The organism is Hymenobacter sp. YIM 151858-1 (assembly GCF_025979705.1).
Taxonomy (GTDB): Bacteria; Bacteroidota; Bacteroidia; order Cytophagales; family Hymenobacteraceae; genus Solirubrum.
In genome coordinates this window covers 3,247,408-3,273,585 of the sequence record NZ_CP110136.1, presented here as the reverse complement: position 1 = coordinate 3,273,585, position 26,178 = coordinate 3,247,408, and the positions used below count along the sequence as shown (strand labels likewise).

The window sequence follows — 26,178 nt, the reverse complement described above, 5'->3', positions numbered from 1 at the left end:
CCAGCGGCATTGCTGGTTCCACCCCCTCGAAAGCTCTTGTTGTGAAATCCCGGCGTGCTGCCTCCGCCCTGCGCAAACCCTCCGTATTTCCGGCCGAAAACGTGTTTGAGCGCTGGGATGCTGCCCGGCTGGCTGCCTACCCGCACGAGCTGGAGCAGTGCCGCTTTGTAAGCTGCGACTTTTCGGGGGCCAACCTCAGCAACCTGCTGTTTATCGACTGCCTGTTCGAGCGCTGCAACCTGGCTTCGGCCACGCTGGCCAACACGGGGTTGCAAAACGTGGCGTTCAGCGAGTGCAAGCTGTCGGGGCTGCAGTTCGGGGCCTGCCGCGACATGCTCTTTGGCGTGCACTTCGAGCGGTGCCAAATGCCGTACGCGTCGTTTTACGGCCGGCGCATGCCGCGCACCCGCTTCGCGCACTGCGCCCTGTCCGATGCCGACTTCACCAACGCCGACCTCACCGAGGCCGTGTTTGCCGAATGCTCGTTGGCCGGGGCCGTGTTCGAGCACACGCAGCTGGCCGGCGCCGATTTCACCACCGCCACCAACTTCATCATCGACCCCACCCTGAACTACCTGCGCAAAGCCCGCTTCAGCACGGCCGGGCTGCCGGGCTTGGTAACGCAGCTGGGCATCGTGATTGAAGGCTAGGCTGCGGGGCGGTAAACATTCGGGCTAGGTGGGCAGTTGTTGGGCCATTGTTTGGCAACGCCGCCTCGCTGAGCCGCGCTGCCCCAAGTACGCATCCACTGCTATGAACCTGCTAGAAGCACTGAACTGGCGCTACGCCGCCAAACGCATGAACGGCCAAGCCATTGAGGCCGAGAAACTAAATGCCATTCTGGAGGCCACGCGCCTGTCGGCCTCCTCCATGGGCCTGCAGCCCTACACCGTACTGGTGGTGGAGAACCCCGCCGTGCGCCGCCAAATTTTCGAGCAAGCCTGCAAGCAGCCCCAGATTGTGGAGGGCTCGCACGTGCTGGTATTCGCCGCCTGGGCCGATGTAACCGAGCAGCACGTGGACGCTTACCTGCGCCGCATCCAGGAGGTGCGCGGCGTGCCGGCCGAGTCGCTGGCCGATTTCCGCAAGGCCATGCTGGGCGGCGTGGTGGCCGGCAAAACGCCCGACGAGCGTTTTCAGTGGGCCGCCCGCCAGGCCTACATTGCCCTAGGTACCGCCCTGGCCGCCGCCGCCGTGGAGCAGGTAGATGCCACCCCGATGGAAGGCTTCAACCCGGCCGCCCTCGACGCGCTGCTGAACCTGCCCGCGCAAGGCCTGCGCAGCGTGTCGTTGCTGGCCCTGGGCTACCGCGATGCCGCCAACGACCACCTAGCCAGCGCCCAAAAAGTGCGCCGCAGCAAGGAGCAGTTCTTCGTGCAGATTTAGGTTGTAGGGCTTAGGTGTTAGGCATTGGTAGTGGCCAATTGTGCTGACCGACAACCCGTAGGCAAGGATTTGTGCCTAACAACTAATTATGGCTTGTAAAGTGGCCTGACTGCCAGTAGCAGTCGGGCCGTTTTTTTAGGCAACAGCCCGGCGCAGTAGAAGAATGCGGGCTACCACAAGCGCAGGGTGGCGCAAGGGTAAGGATTTGTTTGTGGCCCTTGTATCTGAGCCTTACAAAATAGCAAACGCGGAGGGCGGTCTGGTTGTCCGCAATGCAGTAATTATCAGCCACCATACGAAACTTCTATATTGAGGCTCCTTTATCATTCATCAATCCCATCCATCATGCAGTATGCTTACCTGAAGTCGGTTCGGCCGAGCCGATTGTTCGTTGTAATTCTATTGGCGCTGTTTGCGGCGCAGCCCTTGGCCGCCCAGCGCAAAGCGGCGGCAACAACGCTGGCCAACGGCACGCCTACTATCACTACCTCCGACGGCGTAAAACTTTACACCCACGTAGCGGGCAAGGGCTTGCCGTGCGTGTTTGTGCACGGCGGGCCGGGCGCGGGCAGCTACGGCTTCGAGGCCCTGGGCGGCCGCTCGCTCGAAAGCACCTTTCAGATGATTTACCTCGACCAGCGGGGCAGCGGCCGCTCGGCCAGCGACCCGAACGGCAACTACAAGCTGGAGCGGCTGGTGCAAGACCTCGAAGACCTGCGCCAGCAGCTGGGCCTCGAGAAATGGGTGGTGATGTCGCACTCGTTTGGCGGCACCATTGCCACCGCCTACGCCAGCAAATACCCCGAGCGCGTGCAGGCCATGGTGCTGGTCAACAGCATCCTTAACCTGCCCGCCACCATGGAAACCACCACCACCTACGGCTACAGCCTGCTGCCCGAGGCCGGCCGCCCACCCCTCGACCCCGCCATGCCGCTGCCCCAGCGCTGGGGCATGGTAATGGGCATGCTGGGCCAGCAAAAGCTCATGGGCAAGCTGATGTACGTAACCGATACGGCCGCCGCCCGCGCCAGCAAGGTGGTGCGCAGCATGCCCTTGAACCAAGATTTTGCCGCCGCCGTGTACAAGCTGCCCGACTACGTGCAGGACTTTACGCCCGCCTCGGCCAAGCTGCAGGCGCCCGTGCTGGTGCTGAGCGGCCGCGAGGATTACGTAACCGGCCCCGAGCACTACAAGTCGTTTAAGTTTCCGCAGCAGCAGGTGGTGGTGCTGCCCGGCAAGCACTACCCCTTCCTCGAAAACAACAAAGAGTTTCAGGCAGCCGTAATGGCCTTTGCTCGTAAGCTGCCGCGCAAGGCCTAGGTGCCGCTGCTGCCCGGGGTAGCCGCTGATACTTAGGAGTATAAGCGAACCTCGGCGCTGCTGCATAATTCGGTGATAAGCAGGTGGTAGCCTTATTGGTCCGTAATTTGCGCCGCAAAAGCGCGCTGCTCGTGCGGTTGCTACTCCACCTGGCTTTACTCCTCCCTATGAACAAACTCTTTCTACTGCTGCTCTGCCTGATTTTTGCCTTTGCCGATCCGGTGCTGGCATTGGCCGAGCCCGCTGCGCCGGCTGCTACCACCGAGGCCGTGCTCGAGGCCGAAATTGCCGATGCGCCCCCGCGCGTGCCGCGGCCCAGCTACAAGCGCTACAAAGGCAACAGCCGCCGCAAGTACCGCCGCAATATTTTCCGCCGGTGGTCGGCTAAGCGCCGCGCCAAGCACAAAGCCCGCACCGCGCCGCGCCGCGGGGTAATTACCGTAGAGCCGCCGGTGCGCAACTAAGCGCCCGCTGCTTTACCTGCAAAGCCGCCTGCTCCGCCCCGGAGCAGGCGGCTTTTTTATTGCCACCACCCTAGGTGGGTTGTCCAGCGCTGATATTGGGCAGGTAGGACTATACCGCGCTAGGTAGCAGCGCTTTGCTATTGGTTGCTGGCGGGAGCGTACAATTTTTGGCGCGGCGGATATTTTTGTATTGTTCTGCCAAATACTGGCTATATTAGTGCTAACACGCGCCACCTATTGCACATTTCGAATCAAAAACTGCTCACGCATCCTGTTTTAACTTCTAAAACTTACATTCGACATGCGCAAACTTCTACTCTTGTTTCTTTGCACCTTAATGGTGCTCATCGAGCCTGCCGAGGCTTTGGCCGAGGTGGCAATGGCTGCCGCGGCTACCACCGAGGTAGCGGCCGAAACCTCCGTGGCCACGCCCGTGCCCAGCCCCAACTACAAGCGCTACAAAGGCAACAGCCGCCGCAAGCGCGGCCCCATTGCCGCCATGAAGCGCTGGGCCAAGCGTCGCAAAACCCGCCGCAAAATCCGCGCTGCTCACAAAGCCAATCCCAACAAAGCCGGTTCGCGCAAAGGCGTAATCACCGTCGATAAGCCCGTGCGCAGCAAGTAAGCCTGCTTGCCGGCGTACGCCCTAGGTATCGGCCGCTCCTGCACCCGCAGCAGCGGCCGATTTTTTTGTGCCGCCCTAGCGGGTGTAGGTTTTGGTCCGGATGAGGTAGCGCGTGGAGTTGATGTCCTGCCGGGCGCGCAGCACCAGTTTCGCCTTGGTGTGCTCCTCAATGGTAAACTCGCCGCCACTCTGCAGCGAGAGGCGGTTGTCGGTAACCCAGTAGCTGATGCGCCCTGCCACCGTTCCGTTGTTGTAAACAGTGTAAATGCGGGCCTGCTCATCGAAGTGGAGGGCGTGCAGGCCCACCCGGTAAGGCAGCAGGTAAGAACTCAGGAGCTGATTGTTCTCGTCGTACATTTCCTGGCGTTCGTCGAGGCCCTTCCAGTCGCCGGCCAGGGTGGGCGCGGGTTCGGGAGCGGGTTTTTTGTGGCAGCTGCCCAGGGCCATGCCCGCGGCCAGAACCAGATAAGAGAGGTGTTTCATGCAAAAAACAGCGTGAGGGGTGGCAAGGGCAAGAGGCCCGGCCCGCTACCTAGGGTTGCATGGCCGAGGCAAGGGGCCGCGGTTTGCGGCGGTGGTTTGGGCCACATGCGTTTTGGGTTTGCCCAACCAACCCCACCTTTGCGTAGAAGTATCCCACACCCGATCAGCTCAGCCCAATGCCAACATCCCGGATCGAACACGATTTTCTTGGGGAACGCACCCTTCCCAACAACGTTTACTACGGTATCCAAACCCTGCGCGCCCTCGAGAACTTCGATATCACGGGTATTCCGCTGCGGGCCGAGCCGCTGTTTGTTCAGGCGCTGGGCTACGTGAAAAAGGCCGCCGCCCTGGCCAACCGCGACCTAGGGGTGCTCGACGCCACCACGGCCCGCTACATTGCCGAAGCCTGCGACCAGGTAATTGCCGGCCAGCACGACGACCAGTTTCTGACGGACATGATTCAGGGCGGGGCAGGTACCTCCGTGAACATGAACGCCAACGAGGTAATTGCCAACGTGGCCCTGGAGCTGATGGGCCGTAAGAAGGGCCAGTACGAGTTCTGCCACCCCAACAACCACGTCAACTGCTCGCAGTCGACGAACGATGCCTACCCCACGGCCTTCCGCATTGCCCTGAACAACAAGCTGGTGGGCTACCGCGATGCGCTGGCCCAGCTGGCCGATGCCTTCGCCGCCAAGGGCGAGGAGTTCCGGAACGTGCTGAAGATGGGCCGCACCCAGTTGCAGGATGCCGTGCCCATGAGCATGGGCGACGAGTTTAAGGCCTTTGCCACCAACCTGCGCGAGGAGCTGCTGCGCATCGAGGACTCGCGCCACCTCATCAGCGAGATAAACATGGGCGCCACGGCCATCGGCACCCGCGTAAACGCGCCCAACGGCTACGCCGAGCTGGTAACCCAGCACCTGCGCGACCTTACCGGCCTCGACCTGGTGCTGGCCGGCGACCTGATTGAGGCCACCTACGACACGGGTGCCTATGTGCAGCTTTCGGGTGTGCTGAAGCGCACGGCCGTGAAACTCTCCAAAATCTGCAACGATTTGCGCCTGCTGTCCTCGGGCCCGCGCGCCGGTTTGTTCGAGATTAACCTGCCGCCGCTGCAGCCGGGCTCCAGCATTATGCCGGGCAAGGTAAACCCCGTGGTGCCGGAGGTGGTAAACCAAACCGCGTTCTACGTAATCGGCGCCGACCTTACCGTGACGATGGCCGCCGAGGCCGGGCAGCTGCAGCTGAACGTGATGGAGCCGGTCATCTCGTTTGCCTTGTTCACGAGCATCTCCTACATGAGCCGCGCCTGCCGCACCCTGCGCGATAAGTGCGTGGTGGGCATCACGGCCAACGCCAAGCACGCCGAGGACATGGTGCGCAACAGCGTGGGCATTGTAACGCAGCTAAACCCCGTGCTGGGCTACGAAACCTCGGCCGAAATAGCCAAGGAGGCGCTGCGCACCGGCAAATCGGTGTACCAGATTGCCGTAACCGAGCGCCGCTTGCTGACGCAGGCCAAGTGGGACGAAATCTTTACGTTCGAGAACCTCATCCGCCCGCACTTTATTCAGTAGCCCACCCAGGGGCCCAAGCCAAGCCGGCCGGCAGCTGCGTGCTGCCGGCCGGCTTGGTGTTTTGGCAGTGCCCCGCACCGGCAACCGCACCTAGGCAAATGGGCAGCCCGAACAGCATGAGCATGTGATGCGCGGTATGGGTATTTGTGCTATCTACTGCTTGGTAAACAATCGGTTATAGCACAATCATGTCGGGCCGAAATAGTGCAGCAGGGGCCAGCAGCGTGTAGCATTGCATCAACAACACGCCCTCACAACCTACCGCTATGAAAACCCATCAAATGCCCACTGCCGAAGCCGCCGCGCTTGCCCTGCCAACCCCCGCCGCCGAACGCGGCTACCTGCCGCTGGCCGTAGGGGCGCTACTCGCCCTGGGTGGCGCCCTAGCCGCCCAGCCGGCGCGGGCGCAAAACGACGCCCAACCCGTTACCGTGCAAAAAGTCGACGACGTGAGCTTTCGGGTGCGCATCAGCAACCCCGGCCAGCAGCCCGGGCGCGTAGAGATACAAAGCCTGAGCAGCGGCCGGTTGCTGTTCGGACAAGACTACGCAGGCCCGGCTTATGGCCACCGCTTCAGCTTCGGCAACCTGCCCGCGGGGCGCTACGCCATTGTGGTGAAAGCCGATAAGTTGCAGTACCGCTACACCTTGCGCCTGCAAGCCAACGGCACGCAACGGGCCGTAGCGGTGCGCGGCATACGCGTGCGGCTCGCCAAGCAGGGGCCCGGCTCGTTGGCCGCCGCTCCGGCTGCCAACCGCCTGGCGGCTGCGGGCATGTAACCAACCTAAGTTCCGGCCAACGCAGCCCCGCTGCCGCTTGCTTGTGGCCCCGTGCCCGAACGCAAACGGCAGCGGGGCTTTGTGCAGCCCTGCAAAACTGAACACGGTGCCCGCATCCGGACACATTTTAGCGCTGCGTTCAAACGTAACTTTGGGTTAATTAACTGATAATAAGAGCGATATAAATTTGGCATCGGTATTGGGAATATAAGCTGGCCCCCAGGCTACAGTTGTCCGGAACTGCACACCGCCTAGGTGGGCACCGGCAACCGGCCCGGAGGGGGCGCTCCGCTAAGGGCGCCCAGACCAAACCCGATTCACCCATCTTTTCACAATACCCTTATGAAAACCTTCTTCGCTTCCGCCCTCCGTTCGCAAATGTTTACGGCCGTTGCTGCACCTGGCTCCCGCGCTTCGCGGGTGCTGCTGGGGCTGCTGGCCCTAGGTGGCGTGCTGGCCGCTTCGCCGGTGCAGGCCATGCCGGGGCAGCCCGTTTCGCTGGAGCGGGTTGATGAGGTAAGCCTGCGGGTGCGCATCAGCAACCCGGCCCAGCAACTGGGGCAGGTGCAGGTGGTAAGCCTGGTCAGCGGCAAAACGATCTTCAGCGAAACCTACTCCGAGCAGGCCTACGGGCACCGCTTCAACTTTAGCGTGCTGCCAGCGGGCCGCTACGCCATTGTGGTGAAGGCGGGCGAGCAGCAGTACCGCTACACCCTGCAACTGCAGGCCGCCGGCAAGCAGCGCGCGGTGGCCATGCGCAGCATTAAGGTGCGCCTGGGCAAAGCCGCAGCGGCCTCGTTGGCCGCTACGCCCGCTGCCAGCCCGGTAGCGCAGCTGTAGCAACGCCTAGGTGTCAGCCGGGGGCCCGCTTCGGGCACGCAGGGCCAAGGCCGTGCGTGTGCCGGGGCGGGCCTCGGTGCGGTTATACGGCCGCTGGCTCGGTGGCCGGCGCGGCGGGCAGCAGCGTGTCGGCCATGGCCTTCAGGTCGAGGTCGTCGACGAACACATCGGCCACCGTGAGCACCGAGAACAGGTAGCGCTTTAGCTCGGCAGGGCTGGGCTGCCCGGGGCGCAAGGCAGCCTGCACCAAGTGCAACGATAAATCGGCCAGCACCAGCTTTTTGCGCTCCAGCAAATCGGTTTCGGCCACGGCGGTGCTTTCGGTGAGGGCGTGCGCCTGGTGCACCAGCGCCAGAATCTGGTCGTTCATGGGGGAGAGGGTCTTAGGTTGGGGGTAAGGTAGCAGAAATACTTCCTAGGTGGTGCCGGGTGCCGCCTCGGTAAGCAGCTTGTAGTACACCATGGTGCTTTGCAGCTCGCCGGCCTCGTTGCGCACGTAGGCGGGTATTTCGCCGGCCAAGGTGTAGCCCGTTTGCCGGTACAGCTGCTCCGATACGTCGCCGCGGCGGGTATCGAGCACCAGGGTGCTGCGCTGGTGCCGGCGGGCGTGGGTTTCGAGGGCGTGCAGCAGGGCGCGGCCGATGCCTTGGCGGCGGTAAGCCGAGTGCACCAGCAGTTTGCTTACCTCCGCCCGATGCGGCGCGTTGGGCTTGGTGGCCAGCACCAGCTGCACGGTGCCGCACACGCTGCCATCGGGCGCTTCGGCTACCAACAGCACGGTTTCGGCGGCCGCTACCGAGGCCAGCACGCCGGCCCAGTACTGCGCGGCCAGTTCGGGTGGCAGTGGGTGCAGGTAGCCAACCGAGGCGCCACTGGCTACGGCATCAATCAGCAGCTCTTGCAAGGCCGCCAACCTAGGGCGCATTTCGGCCGGGGTAAGGGCTCGGATGTTCATGGGCACAAACAACGGCTGCCGGCCTCAAGCTAGCAAGCGCTGCCGCCCTGGGTGCCGGGTTACGGGCAGGCAACGGGTGCCTAGGGCTAAGCTCAGCGATGTTGTAATTAGCTGCTTTGCATTACATTAGGTAACACTCGTTTCGGCCACGCTACCCCTGCCTGCTATGCTACCCTACGCCGCCGTTTTGCTGCGCATACCGTTTGAGCAGCTGTTGCGCTCCACGCTCGTTACGGTGCCCTTCGTGCTGGTATGCCTGTTTGTGCTGCTGTTGCTGCGCAACGCGGCCGCCGACCCGCCCCGGGGCCGCTACCGGCTTATTCACGGGCTGAACCTGTTCAATTTGCTTTACGGCGCCTACTGGTACTCCAACCACGACGAAGCCTCGCTGCCGGGCGTGCTGCTTTGCCTGCCGGTTATTTTTATGGTGCTGGCGCTGATGCTCAACCGCAAGCCCGCCGCTACCGGCACGCCTGCCGCCCCCAATGCCAACCCGCCAACGCCGGCTGGCCCCAACCGCGCCCCGCTGGCCTGAGCACCTAGGGCACGCTATAAAACGGCAAGGCCTCCGCATCGGTGCGGAGGCCTTGCCGTTTGGGCTAAGCTCGGCGGCCTAGCGCATGGCGGTGGCGCTGGTGCCCAGGGCTACCGTGCGGGTGGTTTGCAAATCCAGCGCGTAGCGGTGGGTTTCGTTGCCGATGCGCACCACAAAGGCGTAGTGGCCATCGGGCAGGCTGCCCACGTTTATCTTCTCGCCAAACGAGGGGCGCGAGCTGCTGCCCTGGTAGAGCACGTTGCCGTCGCGCAGGCGCACCAGTTGCACCTTGGCCGCGCGTTGGGCGGGGTTGCTTACGCGCACCAGGTAGGTGAAATCGGCCACCTTATCCACGTACACCGGCTGCCCGCTGGGCGACTGCGCCATGCTGGGCTGAACAAAACCCAGGCCGGCGAAGGCGGCCATCATCAGTACTCGGGGGGCGGTTTGCAGAAGCGTTTTCATAGTTGGTAGGGTTGGGAGTGGGTTGGCTTGTTACCGGTGCCGGGCACCTGCCTGGCGTTCGGTTTAGTAGGTGCTAAATTACCCCCAACGGTTGCCTGCTTCGTTTCACACAATGATGTGATGCCCAATGAAAATCAGGTTTTTAGCGTGGTTTTAGGCCTTGGCTCACCAATTCATGTGGTAGCCGCAGCCCCCCAATGCAGCGCATTACAAGCACCACGGCCCGGCTGCGCTGCGCAGCCGGGCCGTGGGCATGCAGGCCGTGGCCAGCGGGGCTTACCACGAGCCGCTGTTGTCGTTGGTATCGTCGAAGCCGCCCCCGCCGGTATCGTCCGACGAAAGGTCGTCGTAGGTCGAGGCATCGTCGTTGGCGAAGTAGTCGGCCGAGTTGTCCTGCAGGGCTTCGTTGCTGAAGTAGTCGGGGGCTGGCGCATCGGGGCCTAGGTCGTTGGGGCCACCAGCGCCATCCAGGGCCGCAAAGCCGCCTGCGGCGCCGGCCGCGGGCGCGGTGGGCAGGGGCGGGGTGCCGCCGGTGCCCAGGTCGTTGGCGGCCGGATGGTCGGGGTGGTCGTGGGCCGAGGCTATGCGGTTGCCCAGGTAAGCGCCGGCGGCGGCCGCCGCGCCCGTGAGCAGGGCGCCGCCCATGCCGCTACTCAGGCCTCCGCTGCCGCGGTTGGGGTAAAAATCGGGGGCGGGTTGCTGCATGGGGGCGCGGCCGTAGTTGCCGGCCTGGTTGTAGCCACCGGTTGCGCCATAGCCTCCGCCGGTGCCGTAGCCACCGCTGGGGCCGGCCGGGCGGTTGGGGTAAAAATCGGGCACTGGGCCTTGGGCAGCAGGCGGCGCTTGCTTGCGCCGAAACAGGCGCAGCAGCAGCCACACGCCCCCACCCAGCACCAAGGCCCCGAGCAGCATGCTGCCAATGCCCAGGCCTGGGCTGGCCGGCGCGGCAGCGGGTTGGCTACCCGGCGAAAACGGTTCGTCGCCGTAGCTGGGCGCGGGCGTTTGCAGGCTGCCGCTGCCCGCGCCGGCATCGGCACCCAGGCCCGGGTTGCTGCTGAGCGGGGCGGTGCTGCCCGGTGCGGCCGCGGCATCGGGCTGCTCGCGCCGCGGCGCCGACTCGGGGTTGGCCGCTAGCATCAGCTGGTTGAGCCCGGCGCGCAGCCCGGCAAAGTAGCGGCCCTGCTTAAACTCGGGCGTCATTTGCTGGCCGATGATGCGCTGCGTCAGCTCGGGGGTAATCTGCTGGCGCAGGCCGCTGCCGGCTTGTATGCTCACTTGTCGCTCCTGGCCGGCCAGCAGCACCACCACGCCGTTGTTTTGGGTGCGTTGGCCGATGCCCCAGGCCTCGCCTAGGTCGCGGGCGTAGTCGGCTACGGGGCGGCCGCCCAAAGTGGGCACGGTTACCACCACTATTTGGGTGCCCGTGTTGTCGGCGTAGCGGTGCAGGCCGCGCTCCAGGGTGTTGGCATCGGCTGGGCTGAGCAGCTGCGCCTGGTCGGTTACGAATTTAAACGGGTTGGGCCGAGGCGGCAGCTCATCGGCCGCGGCAGCGAGTAGGGGCCGGCTCCAGCCAGCTACCACAAGCAAACAAATAAGCAGAAGGCGGTACATCGGAGCATCAGGGGGTTAGGGCCGCGGAGCACGTCCGGGCTGCCTGTGTTGTACGCCTGCGGGGCCGGTGGGGCTGCATTGCCTGGGTTGGTGTGGCTGGCCGCAACCTAGGGCAGTTGGCGCAGCGGCCGCAAAAAGCCCGAAGCAGCTTTTGCTGAGCCATTGTGGTTTGCTACCCCTTGCCGAGCCTTGGCAGCAGCTCGGGCATGTGTCTTTGCTTCCGACAATCATAAATAAGAAAAAGTATATGCAGCGGGAAGTGATTTGCTTATATTCAACGTCAATCAGCTGATTAACAGATGATTGTGCTTGTGTAAGTTCTATTTTCTTTCTCACCTCCAATCCTGTTGCCATGAAGTACGCCCGCATTTCCCTTGCTTTTGTGTCGATGTTGATGCTCGGTACGAGCTGCGCCGATAAGCACGCGCTCGACCAGGTGGCGCCCAGCCAGTCGGATGCCAAAGTGCTGCCCGACCAAGCGGCTATTCTCACCGATCAGCTGGTGAAACCCATTGGCATGAGCGTCGATCAGAAAGGCTTGGTGTGGGTAACGCAAAGCGGCACCGGCCAAAACGACGGCTCGGTGGTGGTGGTGCGGCCCAACGGCGAGGTGCAAACGGTGTTTTCGGGGTTTGGCTCGCAGGTGCTGCTCAACGGCGAAATCGGCGGCCTGGGCCACCTGCTCTACCGCGACGGCGTGCTTTACATTCTTGATGGCCTGAACGGCCGCTTGTACGCCGCCGATGTATACAACTACAAGAAGGGCGACGCACCGCAGCCCGCCAGCTCGGTGCCGTACATCGACATCAAGCCCTTCGTGTTGTCGCAGAACCTCTCCGACCCCCTCGACTCCAACCTCTACGACCTCACCTTCGGCCCCGATGGCAACCTCTACATTGCCGATGCCGGCGCCAACGCCATCATCAAGGTAAACTTTACCGCGCGGGCGCTCAGCGTATTTGCCCGCATACCCAACATCAACCCGCGGGTGCAGGCCGTGCCCACGGGCATCATCTTCGATGGCAGCAAGTTTCTGGTAACTACGCTCACCGGTTTCCCCTTCAGCGCGGGTGCCGCCCGCATCTACCAGATTAGCACCAGCGGCGCGGTAAGCGTGTACCGCACGGGCTTCACGGCCCTTACCAGCCTCACGCTGGCCGGGCGCGGCGGGTTGCTGGTTACCGAGTACGGCCAGTTTGCCTTTACGCCGCCCACGTTTGTGGGCTGGCTGCCCAACTCGGGCCGCGTAGCCACCGATGCGGGCACTACCGTGCTGAGCGGGCAGGATCGGCTTACCGATATCGAGCGCATCAACCCCCAAACCTACTATGTGCTCAGCACCGGCGCGGGCACCATTCGTAAGCTGAAGTACTAGCCCCTGGGTACTTGCCTAACCAACCAGCCCACCTGCCGCCCTAATCATGGGCAGCGGGTGGGCTGGTTGGTTGTGTTGCGGTAGCAAGCCGCCGCCAAGCGGCAGTTGGGCCTACTTCTGCTTAAAATACTCTGAAGCCTGCACCAGCTGAAAAGCCGGGTCGGTGCCGAAAATGCCTTGCAACGAGCCCGTGTGGCGCGCCCCGAAAATGGTAAGAATGCGCTTGCTGCCGGTGGCTAGCTGGGTGGTGGCTATGTTGGAATAAATCTTCAGGTCGCGGTTGTAGAACACCGAAATAAACTCGGCGCCCACGTGGCGCGGGCTGATGAACGCGGCATCTACCATGGCATCGGGCCGGAGGGTGCCGTTGGTAACCCGCGCCGGGGTGCGGTACACCAGCGTGTGCAACTCCTGCACCAGGGCCGGGCTGTTCAGGAAAGCCAGGTACTGCCCCATCGTCATCGAGCCGCTTTGCATTTGCTGGCCTATGGTTTTGGTTTTCTCGCGCAGTTGGGCAGTGGCTTGTTGGTAAAGCTCGATGTTGGTGCCCTCGTGCAAAATGCTCTGCGAGGTGCCGCCGGGGGCATTCACACAGTAAATACGTCCGATACCTAGGCGCTTGCCCAGCACAAACCCCAACTGGTATACCTCCGAGCGGCCATCGGGCAGCGTGGCCAGCTCGAGCTTGCCCTGCCGGTACAGGTTGTAGAGGCTATCGATGCGGCCTTGCTGCTCGGGGAGCCGCTCCACCATAATGGCATCGGGCCGAAAACGCTCGATCTGGCGGTTGAGGGCGGTGAGCTCGGCCTGCCGCTGCGGGGTAAGCACGTCGGTGTGGGGCTTATCGGGCTTGTAAAGCTGGGCCAGGTGGTCGCAGCCAAGCACCCATATGGCCGTGCGCGGGGTGGCGCTGGCGGCTGCGGCGCTAGTAGATTTTGGCGAGGTGACGCAACCAAAAAAGCTGCTCAGGGCCAGCAAACCCGGTAGTAACAATCGATTCATGCGGATACTTAGCGTCAACAGATGCCGGCTAAAGTACCGCTTTGTGGCTTTCGGCGGGGCCGGCTCCTGGCTCGTGCTGGCCGGCCGCTGCCGCAAGGCGCAACCGCAGGTACTGCTGCAGCCATATGGGGTACAGGTTGTAGCCGATGTTGGCCAGCAGCATCAGCAAGGCCCAGCCCCACCGGCCGTGGGCGGCGGCGTACAGGGTGCAGCCCAAAAAGAACAGCAGCAGCACCAGATGAAAACGCTCGAGGTGGTACGAGGCCCGCACGTGCCGCTCGGCCGATGCCCGCCCCTGCACCTGCCGAAACCCCGGAAACCGTTGCCGCAGCCGCGCATTCACCAGTGCGCCGTTTTGGGTGATGCGGTTAATCCGGTGCACGCGCAGCTGCCGGTACACTCCCGCCGACTGGCTTAGCTGCAAACGCCGCAGCCACGCAGTAGGCAGCAGGTAGGCCAACAAGCTCGGCGCTAGCAGCCCGTACAGCCACGCCCGCTCCATGTAGCCGTAGCCGAAGGCCACCACCGGCGCAAAGCCCAGCACCGACCACAGCACGTTCGGCACGGCGTTGTACCAGGCCGCCAGCCGAGCTGCTTTTCGTCGTTCCGAAGCCATGGCTTATCGCTGCTGATGTTCGGCCGGAAGGTAAGCACTCCGCCGCGGCGGCTGGTAGCCTTACGCCACGCGCAGCAGCAACGCCGAGCCCCACGGGTCGCGGGTAAGGTAGCCTTGGGCCGTGGCCTCCACGGCGTAGCCGGCCTGCCGGAGCCGCTGGGCAGCCGCCTCGGCGCTGGCCTGGGTGGGCAGCACCAGCTCCCAGCGCAGCAGCCGGGCATCATCGGCGGTGGCGGCGGGTGCGCCGGCGGCCCACACGTTCAGGCCCAAGTGGTGGTGGTAGCCGCCCGCCGATACAAATAGCGCCCCGGTCAGGCTTCAGGTTACTTTATCGAGGCCGAGGGCGGCGTGGTAAAAGGCGGCGGCTTGCCCTAGGTCGCCCACGTACAGGTGCATGTGGCCAAGGGTGGTGCCGGCTGGCAGGCCTGCCCAGGGCTCGGCGCCCGCAGCAGCCAGCACGCCGTGCGTGTCCATGGGGTCGAGGGCCGATTGAATTTCGCCTTGGGCCGTTACCTGCCATTCCTGGCGGGGCCGGTCGCGGTACACCTCCACGGTAATGCCGTCGGGGTCGACGAGGTACGTCGCCTCGCTGTAGTTGTGGTCCGACGAGCCCAGGGGTACGCCCAACTGCCGCACGTGCCGCACGAAACGCCCTAGGTCGGGGCGCGATGGCAGCAGCACGGCAAAGTGGTAAATGCCCAGCAGCCCCCGCCGCGGCACGGGCCGCACGCCGGGTTTTTCGTGCAGCAGCAGCAACGCCTCGTCGGAGGTGGCTAGCCCTAGGTGGGCTACGGCGCCGTGGGGCCCGGCAGCGGCTTGCTGCCGAAGCAGCCGAAAGCCCAGCACCTCCTGGTAGAAGCCGAGCGAGCGGCCTAGGTCGGCTACTTGCAGATGCACGGTGCCCAGGCGCGTTTCGGCCGGCAACGAGCCGGCCGGGGCATGTATGCCAATGCGCTCGGCCGGCACCGAGAGGTACGGAAGGGTAGCAGCGCTCATGGGGTATACTACGGCCCGCGGTGGCGCATGGCCGCTTGCTCTGCCGGTTTTTGGCGGCCCCGGGCAAAGTGGCGCGGTAGCTTCGGGCCCCGGCGTAATCCGGCAACGTGGGCACTCAACAGCAGCGCGAGTATCGCGAAAACAAAATTATGATAGTATTACTTTAAAACATGAGTGCGTTGCTTTATTTTGGCTTAACAAAACTCCTTTCCTATGAACTGGTTGAAGAAAACGCTACTGACGAGCTTATTGCTGCTGGCCGTGATTGGCCTGGCCTGTGCCAAGAACCCCGATGCCGTGCTGGGCGTCTGGAAAAACGGCGAAGGCACCGGCATGGTCCAGATCTACAAAAAAGGCGACAAGTACTACGGCCGCGTGGTGTGGCTGAAGGTGCCCAACAACCCCGACGGCACGCCCCGCACCGACATCAACAACCCCGACGAAAAGCTGCGCAGCCGCCCGCTCAAGGGCCTCGAAAACCTGCGCAACTTCGTGTACGTGGGCGACGGCCAGTGGGAATCGGGCCAGATCTACGACCCCAAAACCGGCAACGACTACTCCTGCGAGATGAAGCTCGTGGATGAAAACACGCTGGAGGTGCGCGGCTACATCGGCGTGTCGCTCTTCGGCCGTACCGATGTGTGGAAGCGCCAGGTAAGGAAGGCTTAAGCCGCGCGCCCATGAAACCGCACACCTACCTGATGGCCGGGCTGCTGGCCGCGGCCACCGTGCCCGCCTTGGCCCAAACCACCCCGCCGCCCGCCGCCCCCGCCGATTCGCTCGATTTCGGCGAGTTTGGCGACGCCGACGACCAAGCCGCCCGCACCTACGCCACGCAAAAGGTGCTGTACCTGAGCCCTACCAAGCTGATTTCGGTCGGCTACGAAACCCAAACCGGCTTCGACCTAACGGCCCGCGGACCCGTGTCGCCTTCGAGCGCGGACCGTGAGGTCACCGAGTCGGTAAGCCGTTTTGGGGGCGTGCGCCTGGGCTTCAACGCGCCCGTTATCTCGCGCTCCAGCTTTATCCTGAACCTGGGCCTCACCTATTGGAACACCAGCGTAGGCCTCGACAACGCCGAGCAGCAACCTTTGTTCGCGGCTTTGCGGCGCGGCTTGCGCTCCACGGGCGTCAACGCCACCGTGTTCAAGCCCTTCGACAACAAGCACTTTCTGCTGCTGCAAGCCAACACCGACCTTAACGGCACCTACCGCAACCCGGGCGACATCAGCGGCGAGGCGCTTACCTACAGCGGCACGGCCATTTACGGCTGGAAACCCAACGACAACTTTATGTGGGGCCTGGGCCTTACGCGCACCTACCGCGCCGGCCAGTTGCTGCACATTCCGGTGGTGTTTTACAACCGCACCTTCAGCCCGCGCTGGGGCGTCGAGGCGGTGTTTCCGGCCCGCGTCAACCTGCGCCGCAGCTTTGGCACCAGCTCGCTGCTCATGTTCGGATACGAGCTTGAGGGCAACACCTACTACCTAGGGCCCGTGGGCGGGCAGGAGCTGTTTTTGCGCCGCGGCGAAATGAAGCCGCGCATCACCTACGAGCGGCAGCTGGCGGGCTTCGTGTGGCTGTCGGCGCAGGTGGGCTACCGCTACAACTGGCGCTTCGATGTATATGACTCGCAAAACCCCGGCGGCTCCAACCGCGAGGTGTTCAGCAACACGCTCGGCAACCCGCTTTACTTCAACCTGAGTGTAAATCTCGTGAGCCCCTAGGTGGGTAGCCGTGGCACTTGGGCAAGCACCCGCTTGGCTGCCGCAACGCAGCCGGGCGGGTGCTTTGCGTAGGGATGGGGTGTTGGCTTAATCTTTGCCTGCTGATGCGTCGCCCTTTACAGTTCAGCTTAACCTCCACTGCATGCGTCCATCTTTCCTCTTCTCAGCCTTGCTCGCCAGTGCCGCTTTGGCCTTCAGCGCAGCTCCGGCCCGTGCCCAAGTAACCATCAACATCGGCCGCCCAGCGCCGCCTCCGGTAGTGGTGGTGCGCGAGCACCCGGTTAAGTACAAACACAAGAAACACCGGCATCACTATCGGGCGCAACCCGTAATGCTGGTGCCAGCCCAACCGGTGTATTACGGCCCGAAAGGCGGCCACCGTGGCCGGGGTCACGGGCACGGTCGTCACTAAGCATAGGTTTTTGAACAACACAGCCGGCTTTTGCTTCGCGCAAAGGCCGGCTGTGTTGTTTGTGTTTGTTGACTAGTCGACTTCTAGCTTAACTGGCGCGAGTTTACTAATCGTACCTTCTTGTGTGGCAGGTTTTCTACTCGCTTGATTCACGTTGTATGTTGTCAGCTTGCCACTGGGGCGGCAGTGAAGATACAATCTCCACATCATGCGTTAGTCGCGAGCTGCAAGCTCGCGGCAGTTGGGGCGAATTTGTCACTCGTGCCTTTTCGTGAAGCGCAAAGATTCAGAATACTGTGGGCGAGTAGTTCACAGTATTACATTGATATAGTCAAATAAACAAATCCACAGAATGTGGAACACAGACGCAAGTCGCTACTCCATATTCATGCTTTTTTAAGCTTTTAAGTATTGATTCTTGGTACGAGAAGAAATCATCAATGCTAATCTTGTGCAATTCGATTGGCTTTGGCTGGCAATCGGAAAAAAATTCTACGCATTTACTCAGAATGAAAGTGAGATAATATCTGAGATTAGCGTATATAGTGTCTAGCTGGTAAGAAGATCTTGCATCATGCACAATTTCATTTCTAATTCTATACATTCTAACAATATGTCTTTCAAGGTTTTGTTTGTGTTTTTCTATATATGTAACTCTTCTCTTTCCATTAAATAAAACACTCTTCAAATATCTCGCTCTATAAGCTATCAAAGGATAATAGCTCTCTAATGCTATTATAGCATCATAGGTTTGTATGTCAGTTAGATAAGTAATATCGTCCTTGTCAAACAAGGGCAAGCGCTTTCTTATTGTACTTTTTGTTAATGTCTTATGTAAATTATGTATATTCCTTTTTATATAGCTAACTAAATGAGCATTCACTAAGTGCTGCTTTATTCGTTTAAAAGTGCTAGAATCAATATTGTAATTCGCAAAAATGTTTTCTAGACCGATCCAACAGTTTAGAAACTTTTGTTCCATTTCGTCTGCTTCTGTTGCCAGCCTAAGGTGTTTGACGCATGAGTAGAGCTTGTCCGATACTTCTTCTAGAACGCAGTTGTTCTCTCGAATACTTGTAAGCTTGCTGATGAGACTACTATATGTTTCAGAATTTGCTTGTATATTATCTACTTGTGGATTAGGTCTCAACAAATGTGCATCTTCATGGTCATAAGTGTTGATTACTAGCACTTGGCTATTTATAGACTGAGCGCTGTGAGGATATATCAAATGAATAATATCAAGGATGATGGTTAGTTTTTTTCGGGCATTGTTTGCCGCTTGGAATCTGTCAAGTGCCTTCGTTTCTATTGGTATAAAATTATCAAGACCATGCTGATCAAGAAACTTAGATAATTTCGTGTTTTCATTTAATCTGTATTTTTCTTTGAGGCTTTCTATACTTTCCTTCATTTGACCGAAATCAGCATCTAAAACCTTTTCGATGTTTACAAATAATTTAAATACAACAATATAGTCAATCTGATTTTCGTAAGAGAATACCTCCTTAAATTTTTCCCAACGAGGGCCAAAATTGCTGGAATTGCTTTTGTCAAACTCTGTTTTGATGAATGTTCTAATAAACGTTTTTGAATATCCGCTATTCAGTAAGTCTGATGTTAAAAGGCTACAATATTTGTTAAGAGCCTTTTGAGCTAATACAAAGCTTTGCTCATCATTGTAAGTAGAAAATATGCATTTTTCTATATCTTTGATTATATCGATGTGATACTCTTTGTTAATTGTCAACAAATAGTATAGATTATACTGAAGTTGTTGAATATTTACTATGTTTATTGTTTTACTGTCTTCTTTTTTACCATCCTCCACCTTCAGCTCCTTTAAAAGGTCTTGAAAAAAAGGTTTTGATATTTTGCCGTAACGTAGATGCTCATCCGTTTCTATAAAATCAGCTAGTTCGTCTCGGATGACCATAACAGTATCAGGAGACTTTATTTTCTTATCCTTCCAGTCGGCTAATACTTGGTACAACTCTTTCAACACAGAGCGGGCACTAGCTGACTTTGCACGGTAACTATCGATAGTGGAGTTGGTTGAAAGCTCCTCCATAAAGCCTATAAATAGGCGCTCAAGTACAAAATGTTTATTTAAATCTTCTTGCTCCATGAATCTTTGTGCGTACTTTTGCGTTCCGATACCGAAAGTTTGGTAGACGGGCTTAATTAGAATGGCTCGGGGACGGGCTAGGCCGATACGATGACGTTTGTCACGAGGCTATAGTGACCGTTCCCCCATCATATTAAAGAGTGCAGATTCACTTCTGCACTCTTTTTTTATACGAAAAAACCGTCCTCCACATAGGCAGGACGGTCTTTTCGTATATATAAATCCTCTTACGCGCTGCAAGCTTCGCAGGCGTCCGGGTTATCTAGTGAGCAGGCCATATCGTTGCGGTTCTGCTCGGCGTACACGGGCTCCAGCGTTTCGGCGGCTTGCTTCTGCACCGTGAACTTGATGGCGTCGACAGCGGCTTTGGTGCGCAGGTAGTACATGCCGGTCTTCAGGCCGCGCTTCCAGGCGTGGAAGTGCATGGAGGTGAGCTTGCCGAAGTTCGGGTTCTGCACGTGCAGGTTCAGGCTCTGGCTTTGACAGATGTAAGCCCCGCGGTCGGCAGCCATGTCGATAATGGTGCGCTGCGAGATTTCCCAAACCGTCTTGTACAGGTCCTTGATGTGCTGCGGAATGCTCGGGATGTTCTGCACCGAGCCGTTGGCGGCAATGATGTCGTTCTTCATCTGCTCGTTCCAGAGGCCCAGTTTCACCAGGTCTTTGAGCAGGTGCTTGTTCACCACCATAAACTCGCCGCTTAGCACGCGGCGCACGTAAATGTTGGAGGTGTAAGGCTCGAACGACTCGTTGTTGCCCAGGATTTGGGCCGTGGAGGCCGTAGGCATGGGAGCTACCAGCAGCGAGTTGCGCACGCCGTACTCCTTCACCTCGGCACGCAGCGCTTCCCAATCCCAGCGGCCCGAGTTGGGCTTCACGTCCCACATATCGAACTGGAACTGGCCCTTGCTAATGGGCGAGCCGGGGTAGGTTTCGTAGTGGCCGTCGCGCTTGGCGAGGTCCTTCGAAGCCGTTACGGCGGCAAAGTAGATGGTCTCGAAAATATCGGCGTTCAGGCCCTTGGCTTCGTCGCTCTCGAAGGGCATGCGCAGCGCAATAAAGGTATCGGCCAGGCCCTGCACACCCAGGCCAATGGGGCGGTGGCGCTTGTTGCTGCGCTCGGCCTCGGGCACGGGGTAGTAGTTGATGTCGATAACCTTGTTCAGGTTCTTCGTGGCGTGGTACGTCACCTCAAACAGGCGCTGGTGGTCGAAGAACACGCGGCCGTTTTCCTCGCGTACGTAGCGGGGCAGGGCCAGCGAAGCCAGGTTGCACACGGCAATTTCGTCGGCGTCGGTGTACTCGATAATCTCGGTGCACAGGTTCGACGACTTAATCGTGCCTAGGTTCTGCTGGTTGCTCTTGCGGTTGGCAGCGTCCTTGAACAGCATGTAGGGCGTGCCGGTCTCGGTCTGGCTTTCCAAGATGGCAAACCACAGGTCTTGCGCCTTAATGGTTTTGCGGCCGCGGCCTTCGCGCTCGTACTTCTGGTACAGCTTCTCGAAGTCCTCGCCCCAGCTCGTGTCGAGGCCCGGGCACTCGTGGGGGCACATCAGCGTCCAGAGGTCGTTGCTCTCCACGCGCTTCATGAAGAGGTCGTTGATCCAGAGGGCGTAGAACAGGTCGCGGGCGCGCATCTCTTCTTTGCCGTGGTTCTTCTTCAGCTCCAGGAAGTCGAAGATATCGGCGTGCCAGGGCTCCAGGTACACCGCGAAAGCGCCTTTGCGCTTGCCGCCGCCCTGGTCAACGTAGCGAGCCGTGTCGTTGAACACCTTCAGCATGGGCGTGAGGCCGTTGGAGGTGCCGTTGGTGCCTTTGATGTAGCTGCCGGTGGCGCGCACGTTGTGCACGGCCAGGCCAATGCCGCCGGCGCTCTGCGAGATGAGCGCGCAGTTCTTCAGCGTGTCGTAAATGCCCTCGATGGAGTCGTCCTTCATCGTGAGCAGGAAGCACGAGCTGAGCTGCGGCTTGGGCGTGCCGGCGTTGAAGAGGGTAGGCGTAGCGTGCGTAAACCACCGCTCCGACATCAGGTTGTACGTTTCGATGGCCTGCTCAATGTCGTCGCGGTGAATGCCTACGGCCACGCGCATCAGCATGTGCTGGGGGCGCTCCACCACTTTGCCGTCGAGGCGCAGCAGGTACGAGCGCTCCAGCGTTTTGAAGCCGAAGTAGTCGTAGTTGTAGTCGCGGTCGTAGATGATGGCCGAGTCGAGCTGGGCGGCGTGCTTGTGCACCACCTCCCACACGTCGCGGGCAATCAGCGAGGCATTTTCGCCGGTTTTGGGGTCCTCGTAGGTGTACAGCCGCTTCATCGTCGAGCTGAACGACTTGGAGGTCACCTTGTGCAGGTTGCTCACCGCAATGCGCGCCGCCAGGATGGCATAGTCGGGGTGCTTGGTGGTGAGCGAAGCGGCGGTTTCGGCCGCCAGGTTATCCAGCTCTACGGTGGTTACGCCGTCGTAAATCCCGTCGATGACCTTTTTGGCCACCTCAATGGGCGAGACGTAGATCATGTTCAGCCCGTAGCAGAGCTTCTCGATGCGAGCCGTAACCTTATCGAACTTGACGGACTCGCGCCGGCCGTCGCGTTTAATTACCAACATAGGCGGTGCGAACTTGTAGCGGTGTGGAGGTTAAGAAGATACACGGGCGCGGGCTCAGGAGCGAAGAATTAGTGTACTAACTATCAACTTCTCCCAAGCCCGCGCCGATCATGACCGGAATATACTCGGCCCGTTTGCTCACCTCAAGAGCAAACTCCGCAGAAAGTTTTCCACAATGGCCTGGCGCCCGTGCCCGGCCCGATTTTCCGGAGTTATCCACAAGCCCCAAGCCGCCGCCAAAGCAGGCCAAATCGGGTTGCTGATTTCCGCCGGATTTGGTAAGCTCCCTAGGTGCCCCGGCCGGGCTTGCCGGGCGGGGGCTGGCCCACCGCGGGCCGGGCCCGGGGCCGCAGCTACCAGGCGCCCGGCAGCCCCTTCGCAAACGCAAACGGCCCGCCACCTAGGGCGGGCCGTTTGGCAACGCAGCCTGGGCCCGGTTGGCCCTAGGTGCTCAATTGATTACCAGCTTTTGGGTGCGCACTTCGGCCGCGCTGCGCAGCGTAACCACGTACAGGCCTTTTTGCAGGTGCGCAACGGGGAGCTTGTGCTGCTTGCCTTGCAGGGCCGAGCGCAGCACCTCGCGGCCGCTCAAATCGCGGATGCTCAGCTCGCCCGAAGCCGTGGCGTCCAGCTCGATGTTCAGGTAGTCGCTGGCCGGGTTGGGGTACAGCTTCAGCGGTTGGCTTTGCTTGCTGGGCTGGGCGGCCAGCGCGAGGCAGCTGCGGCCGAACTCGGCATCGAGGAAAGCGAGGCGGGCCTTCAGCCACGTGTTGATGTAGGTAAGCTGCTCGGGCGTTTGCTCAAAGCTGTTCCAGGTGCGTGTTTCCCGCTCGAACGCGTTGTTGGCCATTAGGTAGTCGTGGTTGGCCCGGAACTTGGCCATGATGTTCTGCTCGGTAACAACGGTGGCGCGCAACTCGGCCCAGCGGGTACGCAGCGCATTCCGGAAACCGGTAGACGAGCAATCCTGCAGCAACCTGTCGTAGAAACCGTTGGAGAGCACATCGTTGGTCGTGGGCTGATCGAGGCCCATCCAGTCAGTACCAAATACGCCGTCCAAATCCCAGGGCACGTAGTAGTACGGCTCGCCCTGCTTGTACTTGGCGATGTAAATATTCTTGCCCGTGTTGTCGCCGGCGCGCGTCAGGTTCAGGAAGATGAAATAATCGACCGCGTTGCCCAGGTGAAATTTCTGCTGGTAGGTGCTGTTGAACTCCTGCTTCGGGCTGTTTTTCACGAAGTCAACGAAGTCGTACAGGTTCTTCCAGTCGGTTTTCTCCTCGGGGTGCTTGTACTCAAAGCCGCCCCAGGTTTCGTTCGCGTTGTCGTAGGGCGGGAGCAGCGTAAACGTCACGGCGCCATCCCACGATTCGCCTTTGTACAGCTCGCCGGTAATGCCGTTGTTGTATTTCTTGAGCTTGAGCTGCTTGCGGTCGACCCGCTCGCTCAGGGTGTAAATGCCCTGGTACTCGTCGTTGACGAACACCTCCACAAATTCCATGTCGATGCCGTTTTTGGCCTCGGGCTCCAGGTTTTTGTAGTAAATCTGGTGTATTTCCTGCCACAGCTCGTTGCTGGTTTTGCTCCGGATGCGCAACGGCTCGTTGTACATGGCCTGCAGGTTGTACTTGTTGTCGTTGCGCAGGCCCAGCAGGCTCAAGTCGCGCGAGGCCCCGGCCAGCGTGTCGTTCACGAAGCCCAGTTCGTACGACTTCTTGGGGAAGGTTTGGGAGAAGTTGCCGCGGATTTCAATTTTCAGAAACGACTCCGTCACTTTGCCGTCGGCCTCGTCGAGCGCAAACTGAGCGTACACACTGGGGCTGTCGACAATCTTGTTTTTGGTGCTGATGCGCACCACCGGCAACTGCGTGAAATACAGCTGGTACAGCTTGTTTTCGCGCGTTACCTCGTAGGAGGTGCCATTGTCTACCTCGGGCACGCCTTGCGTAAACGTGTACACGCCATCGAGCGCAAGGTGGCTCTTCACGTCGTTGTACTCGCGGTTAATTACCTCTGGCTTTTGGTTAACCAAAATCAGGCGGCTCTTGTGGTCGACGTGGTAGAAATTACGGGCAATTACAAGCGTGTCTCCTGCCGTGGCGCTAAGCCTGATGGTAAGGGTAAAGAGAAATGCTAGCAGTAAGAGTTTGTTGGTAAAGATTTGTCGCATGAGTAATGAAGCAAACGTTTATTGCCTGGGGCGTATTTATTTCAGCAGTAACAGCACGAACTAATCAACTACCCGCACTACCACAGTAATTTGGGCGGGCATCTGGGCGTAGTGAGCCGTAACGATGGGCAATGGTTGCATTGCCTGGAAAAATTATTCAGGAGCCTTGCGCACGCGCTCTACCTGCCGCCCGAAGACGTTGGTTAATAGTTAATTAAGCCAGGGAATGGAGGTGCGCGGAGGCAGAAAATTTGAATATTATATCATCAGCAATTTTGCAGTGTAACAATAGTCGCAAACAGAACGATAGCGGAACTGTGGTTGTAATTGAAACTCGTTAGAAGCAATTTGCCGTTGCACACTGCAGCCGCAATTGGCGACGGGTTTTCGACAAACGGGGTGCGATTTACAAATAAATAATCGTGTAAAATATTGCTGGCATAATATTATGCCATAGTTGCTAAAATATATTGCATTAGTTATAAATATGCGATGGTTATGGCACTAAAAGAGGAGTTCGTTTCATAGAACGCCCTTTGGCTCCAATCCGAAAGCAAGGTCCTGAAAGGCATCAGGCGATATGCCTGAGCATGCACTTAAGTAGGCGTTCCGCAAGAGTAAACTGCGGTGTTGTTGCTGCCCACCTGCCCTAGGTTGTTATACTAAAAGCAACCTAGGGGACGGGTAGCAGCGTGCTGAGGAGGCAGGCACGAGGTTACCGCCACGCATAAGCAAAGCAGTTGCCGAGCGTCAGCAGGCTTTGCTTGGTTAGCCAAGGGTGCGCCTCTTGCGTAGCCGATAATACTCGTTGGGTGGCTGTTTCCAGGGTTTCCTTTTCCCAGTTAACAGGTGTGTTCACAGCAGTTTGGTAGGCCTCCCAAACCAACTGATATACAGCCCAGCCAAACTCAGCTTTGATGGCTTCGGCCTTCTCATCTCTCCACCACATGCCCAAATACTTATCAATGGCCGCATTGGCTTGGGCAGGGGCTGAGCTTGATATATTGTGCATCACTGAAAAATAACGGCACAGCTCGCGGCAAACAAAAAGCCCGAAGCGGCAGCTCCGGGCTTTCTGGCTAAGCGGCCGGTGGCCGATTAAAAATCCTCGTCGAGCGAGAATACGTTCTGGTCGCGGTCGGTCATTACGCCGGCCTTCTGGTATTCGCCCACGCGCTTCTCGAAGAAATTGGTTTTGCCCTGCAGCGAAATCATTTCCATGAAATCGAAGGGGTTGGTGGCGTTGTAAATCTTGCGGTAACCTAGGGCCACCAGCAGGCGGTCGGCCACAAACTCGATGTACTGCGACATGAGCTGGGCGTTCATGCCAATCAGGTTCACGGGCAGTGCATCGGTCACAAACTCCTGCTCGATGCTTACCGCGTCGCGGATGATTTCGTGCACGCGGGTTTCGGGCAGCTTGTTCACGAGGTACTTCTCGTAGAGCAGGCAGGCAAAGTCGCAGTGCAGTCCTTCGTCGCGCGAGATGAGCTCGTTCGAGAAGGTAAGGCCCGGCATCAGACCGCGCTTTTTCAGCCAGAAGATGGAGCAAAACGAACCCGAGAAGAAGATGCCCTCGACGGCGGCAAAGGCAATCAGGCGCTCGGTGAAGTTCTCCGAGTTAATCCACTTGATGGCCCACTGGCCCTTTTTGGTTACGGCCGGTACGGTTTCCAGCGCGTTGAAGAGGTAATCCTTCTGTTTGGGGTCCTTGATGTAGGTATCGATCAGCAGCGAGTAGGTTTCCGAGTGGATGTTTTCCATCATCACCTGGAAGCCATAGAAGCAGCGGGCTTCGGGCATCTGCACCTCCTGCATGAAGTTCACCGCGAGGTTTTCGTTCACGATGCCGTCGGAGGCTGCGAAGAAGGCCAGCACGTGCGAGATGAAGTGCCGCTCGCCGTCGTTCAGGTTTTCCCAGTCCTTTTGGTCCTGCGACAGGTCGATTTCCTCGGCCGTCCAGAACGAGGCCTCGGCTTTCTTGTACATCTGCCACACATCGTCGTTCTGAATAGGGAAGAGGACGAAGCGGTTGGGGTTTTCAACGAGAAGCGGTTCCATGAGCTAGGGCAACAGTTGAGAAAACGACAAGGAAGAGCCGGC

General features: G+C 59.5%; 27 protein-coding genes. 13 read left to right on the top strand and 14 right to left on the bottom strand.

What is annotated here, in order from left to right:
• Positions 1-41: 41 nt before the first annotated feature.
• From OIS50_RS14460 to OIS50_RS14440, 5 genes are all read left to right on the top strand, one after another.
• Positions 42-650 (top strand): pentapeptide repeat-containing protein, encoded by a 609-nt coding sequence (locus OIS50_RS14460; RefSeq protein ID WP_264691344.1) that lies wholly within the window; start codon positions 42-44, stop codon positions 648-650.
• 103 nt (positions 651-753) lie between these two features.
• On the top strand, positions 754-1,386 hold the full coding sequence (locus OIS50_RS14455) for a nitroreductase family protein (RefSeq protein WP_264691343.1): 633 nt from the start codon (positions 754-756) through the stop codon (positions 1,384-1,386).
• A gap of 345 nt (positions 1,387-1,731) precedes the next feature.
• Positions 1,732-2,706 (top strand): alpha/beta fold hydrolase, encoded by a 975-nt coding sequence (locus OIS50_RS14450; RefSeq protein ID WP_264691341.1) that lies wholly within the window; start codon positions 1,732-1,734, stop codon positions 2,704-2,706.
• Positions 2,707-2,873: 167 nt separating this feature from the next.
• Entirely contained in the window at positions 2,874-3,170 is a 297-nt protein-coding gene (locus OIS50_RS14445) for a hypothetical protein (protein ID WP_264691340.1), read from the top strand.
• A gap of 301 nt (positions 3,171-3,471) precedes the next feature.
• A complete protein-coding gene (locus tag OIS50_RS14440; protein ID WP_264691339.1) occupies positions 3,472-3,795 on the top strand; it encodes a hypothetical protein in 324 nt (107 codons plus the stop codon).
• 75 nt (positions 3,796-3,870) lie between these two features.
• On the opposite strand, the gene OIS50_RS14435 is transcribed toward OIS50_RS14440, so the two are convergent.
• Positions 3,871-4,278 (bottom strand): hypothetical protein, encoded by a 408-nt coding sequence (locus tag OIS50_RS14435; protein WP_264691338.1) that lies wholly within the window; start codon positions 4,276-4,278, stop codon positions 3,871-3,873.
• A 176-nt stretch (positions 4,279-4,454) separates the two neighbouring features.
• Between OIS50_RS14435 and aspA the strand changes: the two genes are divergently transcribed.
• From aspA to OIS50_RS14420, 3 genes are all read left to right on the top strand, one after another.
• Entirely contained in the window at positions 4,455-5,861 is a 1,407-nt protein-coding gene (gene aspA / locus OIS50_RS14430) for an aspartate ammonia-lyase (RefSeq protein ID WP_264691337.1), read from the top strand.
• A gap of 266 nt (positions 5,862-6,127) precedes the next feature.
• Positions 6,128-6,640, top strand: coding sequence for a hypothetical protein (locus OIS50_RS14425; RefSeq protein ID WP_264691336.1), 513 nt, complete (start codon positions 6,128-6,130; stop codon positions 6,638-6,640).
• 342 nt (positions 6,641-6,982) lie between these two features.
• Positions 6,983-7,480 (top strand): hypothetical protein, encoded by a 498-nt coding sequence (locus tag OIS50_RS14420; protein WP_264691335.1) that lies wholly within the window; start codon positions 6,983-6,985, stop codon positions 7,478-7,480.
• A gap of 82 nt (positions 7,481-7,562) precedes the next feature.
• Here OIS50_RS14420 and OIS50_RS14415 read toward each other — a convergent pair whose 3' ends face one another.
• Together OIS50_RS14415 and OIS50_RS14410 are read right to left on the bottom strand one after the other, a co-directional pair.
• Positions 7,563-7,850: a hypothetical protein gene (locus tag OIS50_RS14415; RefSeq protein ID WP_264691334.1), complete on the bottom strand. Its 288-nt coding sequence runs from the start codon at positions 7,848-7,850 to the stop codon at positions 7,563-7,565.
• 45 nt (positions 7,851-7,895) lie between these two features.
• Complete coding sequence (locus tag OIS50_RS14410) at positions 7,896-8,435, bottom strand: GNAT family N-acetyltransferase (RefSeq protein ID WP_264691333.1); 540 nt, start codon at positions 8,433-8,435, stop codon at positions 7,896-7,898.
• Positions 8,436-8,601: 166 nt separating this feature from the next.
• Here OIS50_RS14410 and OIS50_RS14405 point away from each other — a divergent pair, with 166 nt between their 5' ends.
• The gene (locus tag OIS50_RS14405; RefSeq protein ID WP_264691332.1) at positions 8,602-8,970 is read left to right on the top strand and encodes a hypothetical protein; all 369 of its coding nucleotides are present in this window, start codon (positions 8,602-8,604) and stop codon (positions 8,968-8,970) included.
• A gap of 78 nt (positions 8,971-9,048) precedes the next feature.
• On the opposite strand, the gene OIS50_RS14400 is transcribed toward OIS50_RS14405, so the two are convergent.
• Together OIS50_RS14400 and OIS50_RS14395 are read right to left on the bottom strand one after the other, a co-directional pair.
• Complete coding sequence (locus tag OIS50_RS14400; RefSeq protein ID WP_264691331.1) at positions 9,049-9,435, bottom strand: hypothetical protein; 387 nt, start codon at positions 9,433-9,435, stop codon at positions 9,049-9,051.
• A 276-nt stretch (positions 9,436-9,711) separates the two neighbouring features.
• Positions 9,712-11,046: a TPM domain-containing protein gene (locus OIS50_RS14395; RefSeq protein ID WP_264691330.1), complete on the bottom strand. Its 1,335-nt coding sequence runs from the start codon at positions 11,044-11,046 to the stop codon at positions 9,712-9,714.
• A gap of 352 nt (positions 11,047-11,398) precedes the next feature.
• On the opposite strand from OIS50_RS14395, the gene OIS50_RS14390 reads away from it, so the two are divergent.
• Entirely contained in the window at positions 11,399-12,421 is a 1,023-nt protein-coding gene (locus OIS50_RS14390) for a ScyD/ScyE family protein (RefSeq protein ID WP_264691329.1), read from the top strand.
• 111 nt (positions 12,422-12,532) lie between these two features.
• Here the strand turns inward: OIS50_RS14390 and OIS50_RS14385 are convergent, their stop codons facing one another.
• From OIS50_RS14385 to OIS50_RS14370, 4 genes are read right to left on the bottom strand one after another with little or no spacing between them, the layout of a single operon-like run.
• Positions 12,533-13,423, bottom strand: a complete 891-nt coding sequence (locus OIS50_RS14385) for a DUF5694 domain-containing protein (RefSeq protein ID WP_264691328.1) — start codon at positions 13,421-13,423, stop codon at positions 12,533-12,535.
• Between the two features lie 28 nt (positions 13,424-13,451).
• Entirely contained in the window at positions 13,452-14,039 is a 588-nt protein-coding gene (locus OIS50_RS14380; protein ID WP_264691327.1) for a glycosyl-4,4'-diaponeurosporenoate acyltransferase CrtO family protein, read from the bottom strand.
• 60 nt (positions 14,040-14,099) lie between these two features.
• The gene (locus tag OIS50_RS14375; protein ID WP_264691326.1) at positions 14,100-14,309 is read right to left on the bottom strand and encodes a VOC family protein; all 210 of its coding nucleotides are present in this window, start codon (positions 14,307-14,309) and stop codon (positions 14,100-14,102) included.
• A 48-nt stretch (positions 14,310-14,357) separates the two neighbouring features.
• Entirely contained in the window at positions 14,358-15,035 is a 678-nt protein-coding gene (locus OIS50_RS14370; RefSeq protein WP_264691325.1) for a VOC family protein, read from the bottom strand.
• 213 nt (positions 15,036-15,248) lie between these two features.
• Here OIS50_RS14370 and OIS50_RS14365 point away from each other — a divergent pair, with 213 nt between their 5' ends.
• From OIS50_RS14365 to OIS50_RS14355, 3 genes are all read left to right on the top strand, one after another.
• Positions 15,249-15,704 (top strand): DUF2147 domain-containing protein, encoded by a 456-nt coding sequence (locus OIS50_RS14365; protein ID WP_264691324.1) that lies wholly within the window; start codon positions 15,249-15,251, stop codon positions 15,702-15,704.
• Positions 15,705-15,715: 11 nt separating this feature from the next.
• Entirely contained in the window at positions 15,716-16,762 is a 1,047-nt protein-coding gene (locus OIS50_RS14360) for a DUF6268 family outer membrane beta-barrel protein (RefSeq protein ID WP_264691323.1), read from the top strand.
• Positions 16,763-16,904: 142 nt separating this feature from the next.
• Entirely contained in the window at positions 16,905-17,174 is a 270-nt protein-coding gene (locus OIS50_RS14355) for a hypothetical protein (RefSeq protein WP_264691322.1), read from the top strand.
• 331 nt (positions 17,175-17,505) lie between these two features.
• Here the strand turns inward: OIS50_RS14355 and OIS50_RS14350 are convergent, their stop codons facing one another.
• The 5 genes from OIS50_RS14350 to OIS50_RS14330 all read right to left on the bottom strand — a co-directional run bounded on the left by OIS50_RS14350 (position 17,506) and on the right by OIS50_RS14330 (position 26,136).
• Positions 17,506-19,302 carry a hypothetical protein gene (locus tag OIS50_RS14350; protein WP_264691321.1) on the bottom strand — a complete coding sequence of 599 codons (1,797 nt, stop codon included), beginning with the start codon at positions 19,300-19,302 and terminating at the stop codon, positions 17,506-17,508.
• Between the two features lie 227 nt (positions 19,303-19,529).
• The gene (locus OIS50_RS14345; protein WP_264691320.1) at positions 19,530-21,905 is read right to left on the bottom strand and encodes a ribonucleoside-diphosphate reductase subunit alpha; all 2,376 of its coding nucleotides are present in this window, start codon (positions 21,903-21,905) and stop codon (positions 19,530-19,532) included.
• Between the two features lie 451 nt (positions 21,906-22,356).
• A complete protein-coding gene (locus OIS50_RS14340) occupies positions 22,357-24,075 on the bottom strand; it encodes a CotH family protein (RefSeq protein ID WP_264691319.1) in 1,719 nt (572 codons plus the stop codon).
• 715 nt (positions 24,076-24,790) lie between these two features.
• Positions 24,791-25,087 carry a hypothetical protein gene (locus OIS50_RS14335; protein WP_264691318.1) on the bottom strand — a complete coding sequence of 99 codons (297 nt, stop codon included), beginning with the start codon at positions 25,085-25,087 and terminating at the stop codon, positions 24,791-24,793.
• Between the two features lie 86 nt (positions 25,088-25,173).
• Positions 25,174-26,136: a ribonucleoside-diphosphate reductase small subunit gene (locus tag OIS50_RS14330; protein ID WP_264691317.1), complete on the bottom strand. Its 963-nt coding sequence runs from the start codon at positions 26,134-26,136 to the stop codon at positions 25,174-25,176.
• Between the last annotated feature and the right edge of the window lie 42 nt (positions 26,137-26,178).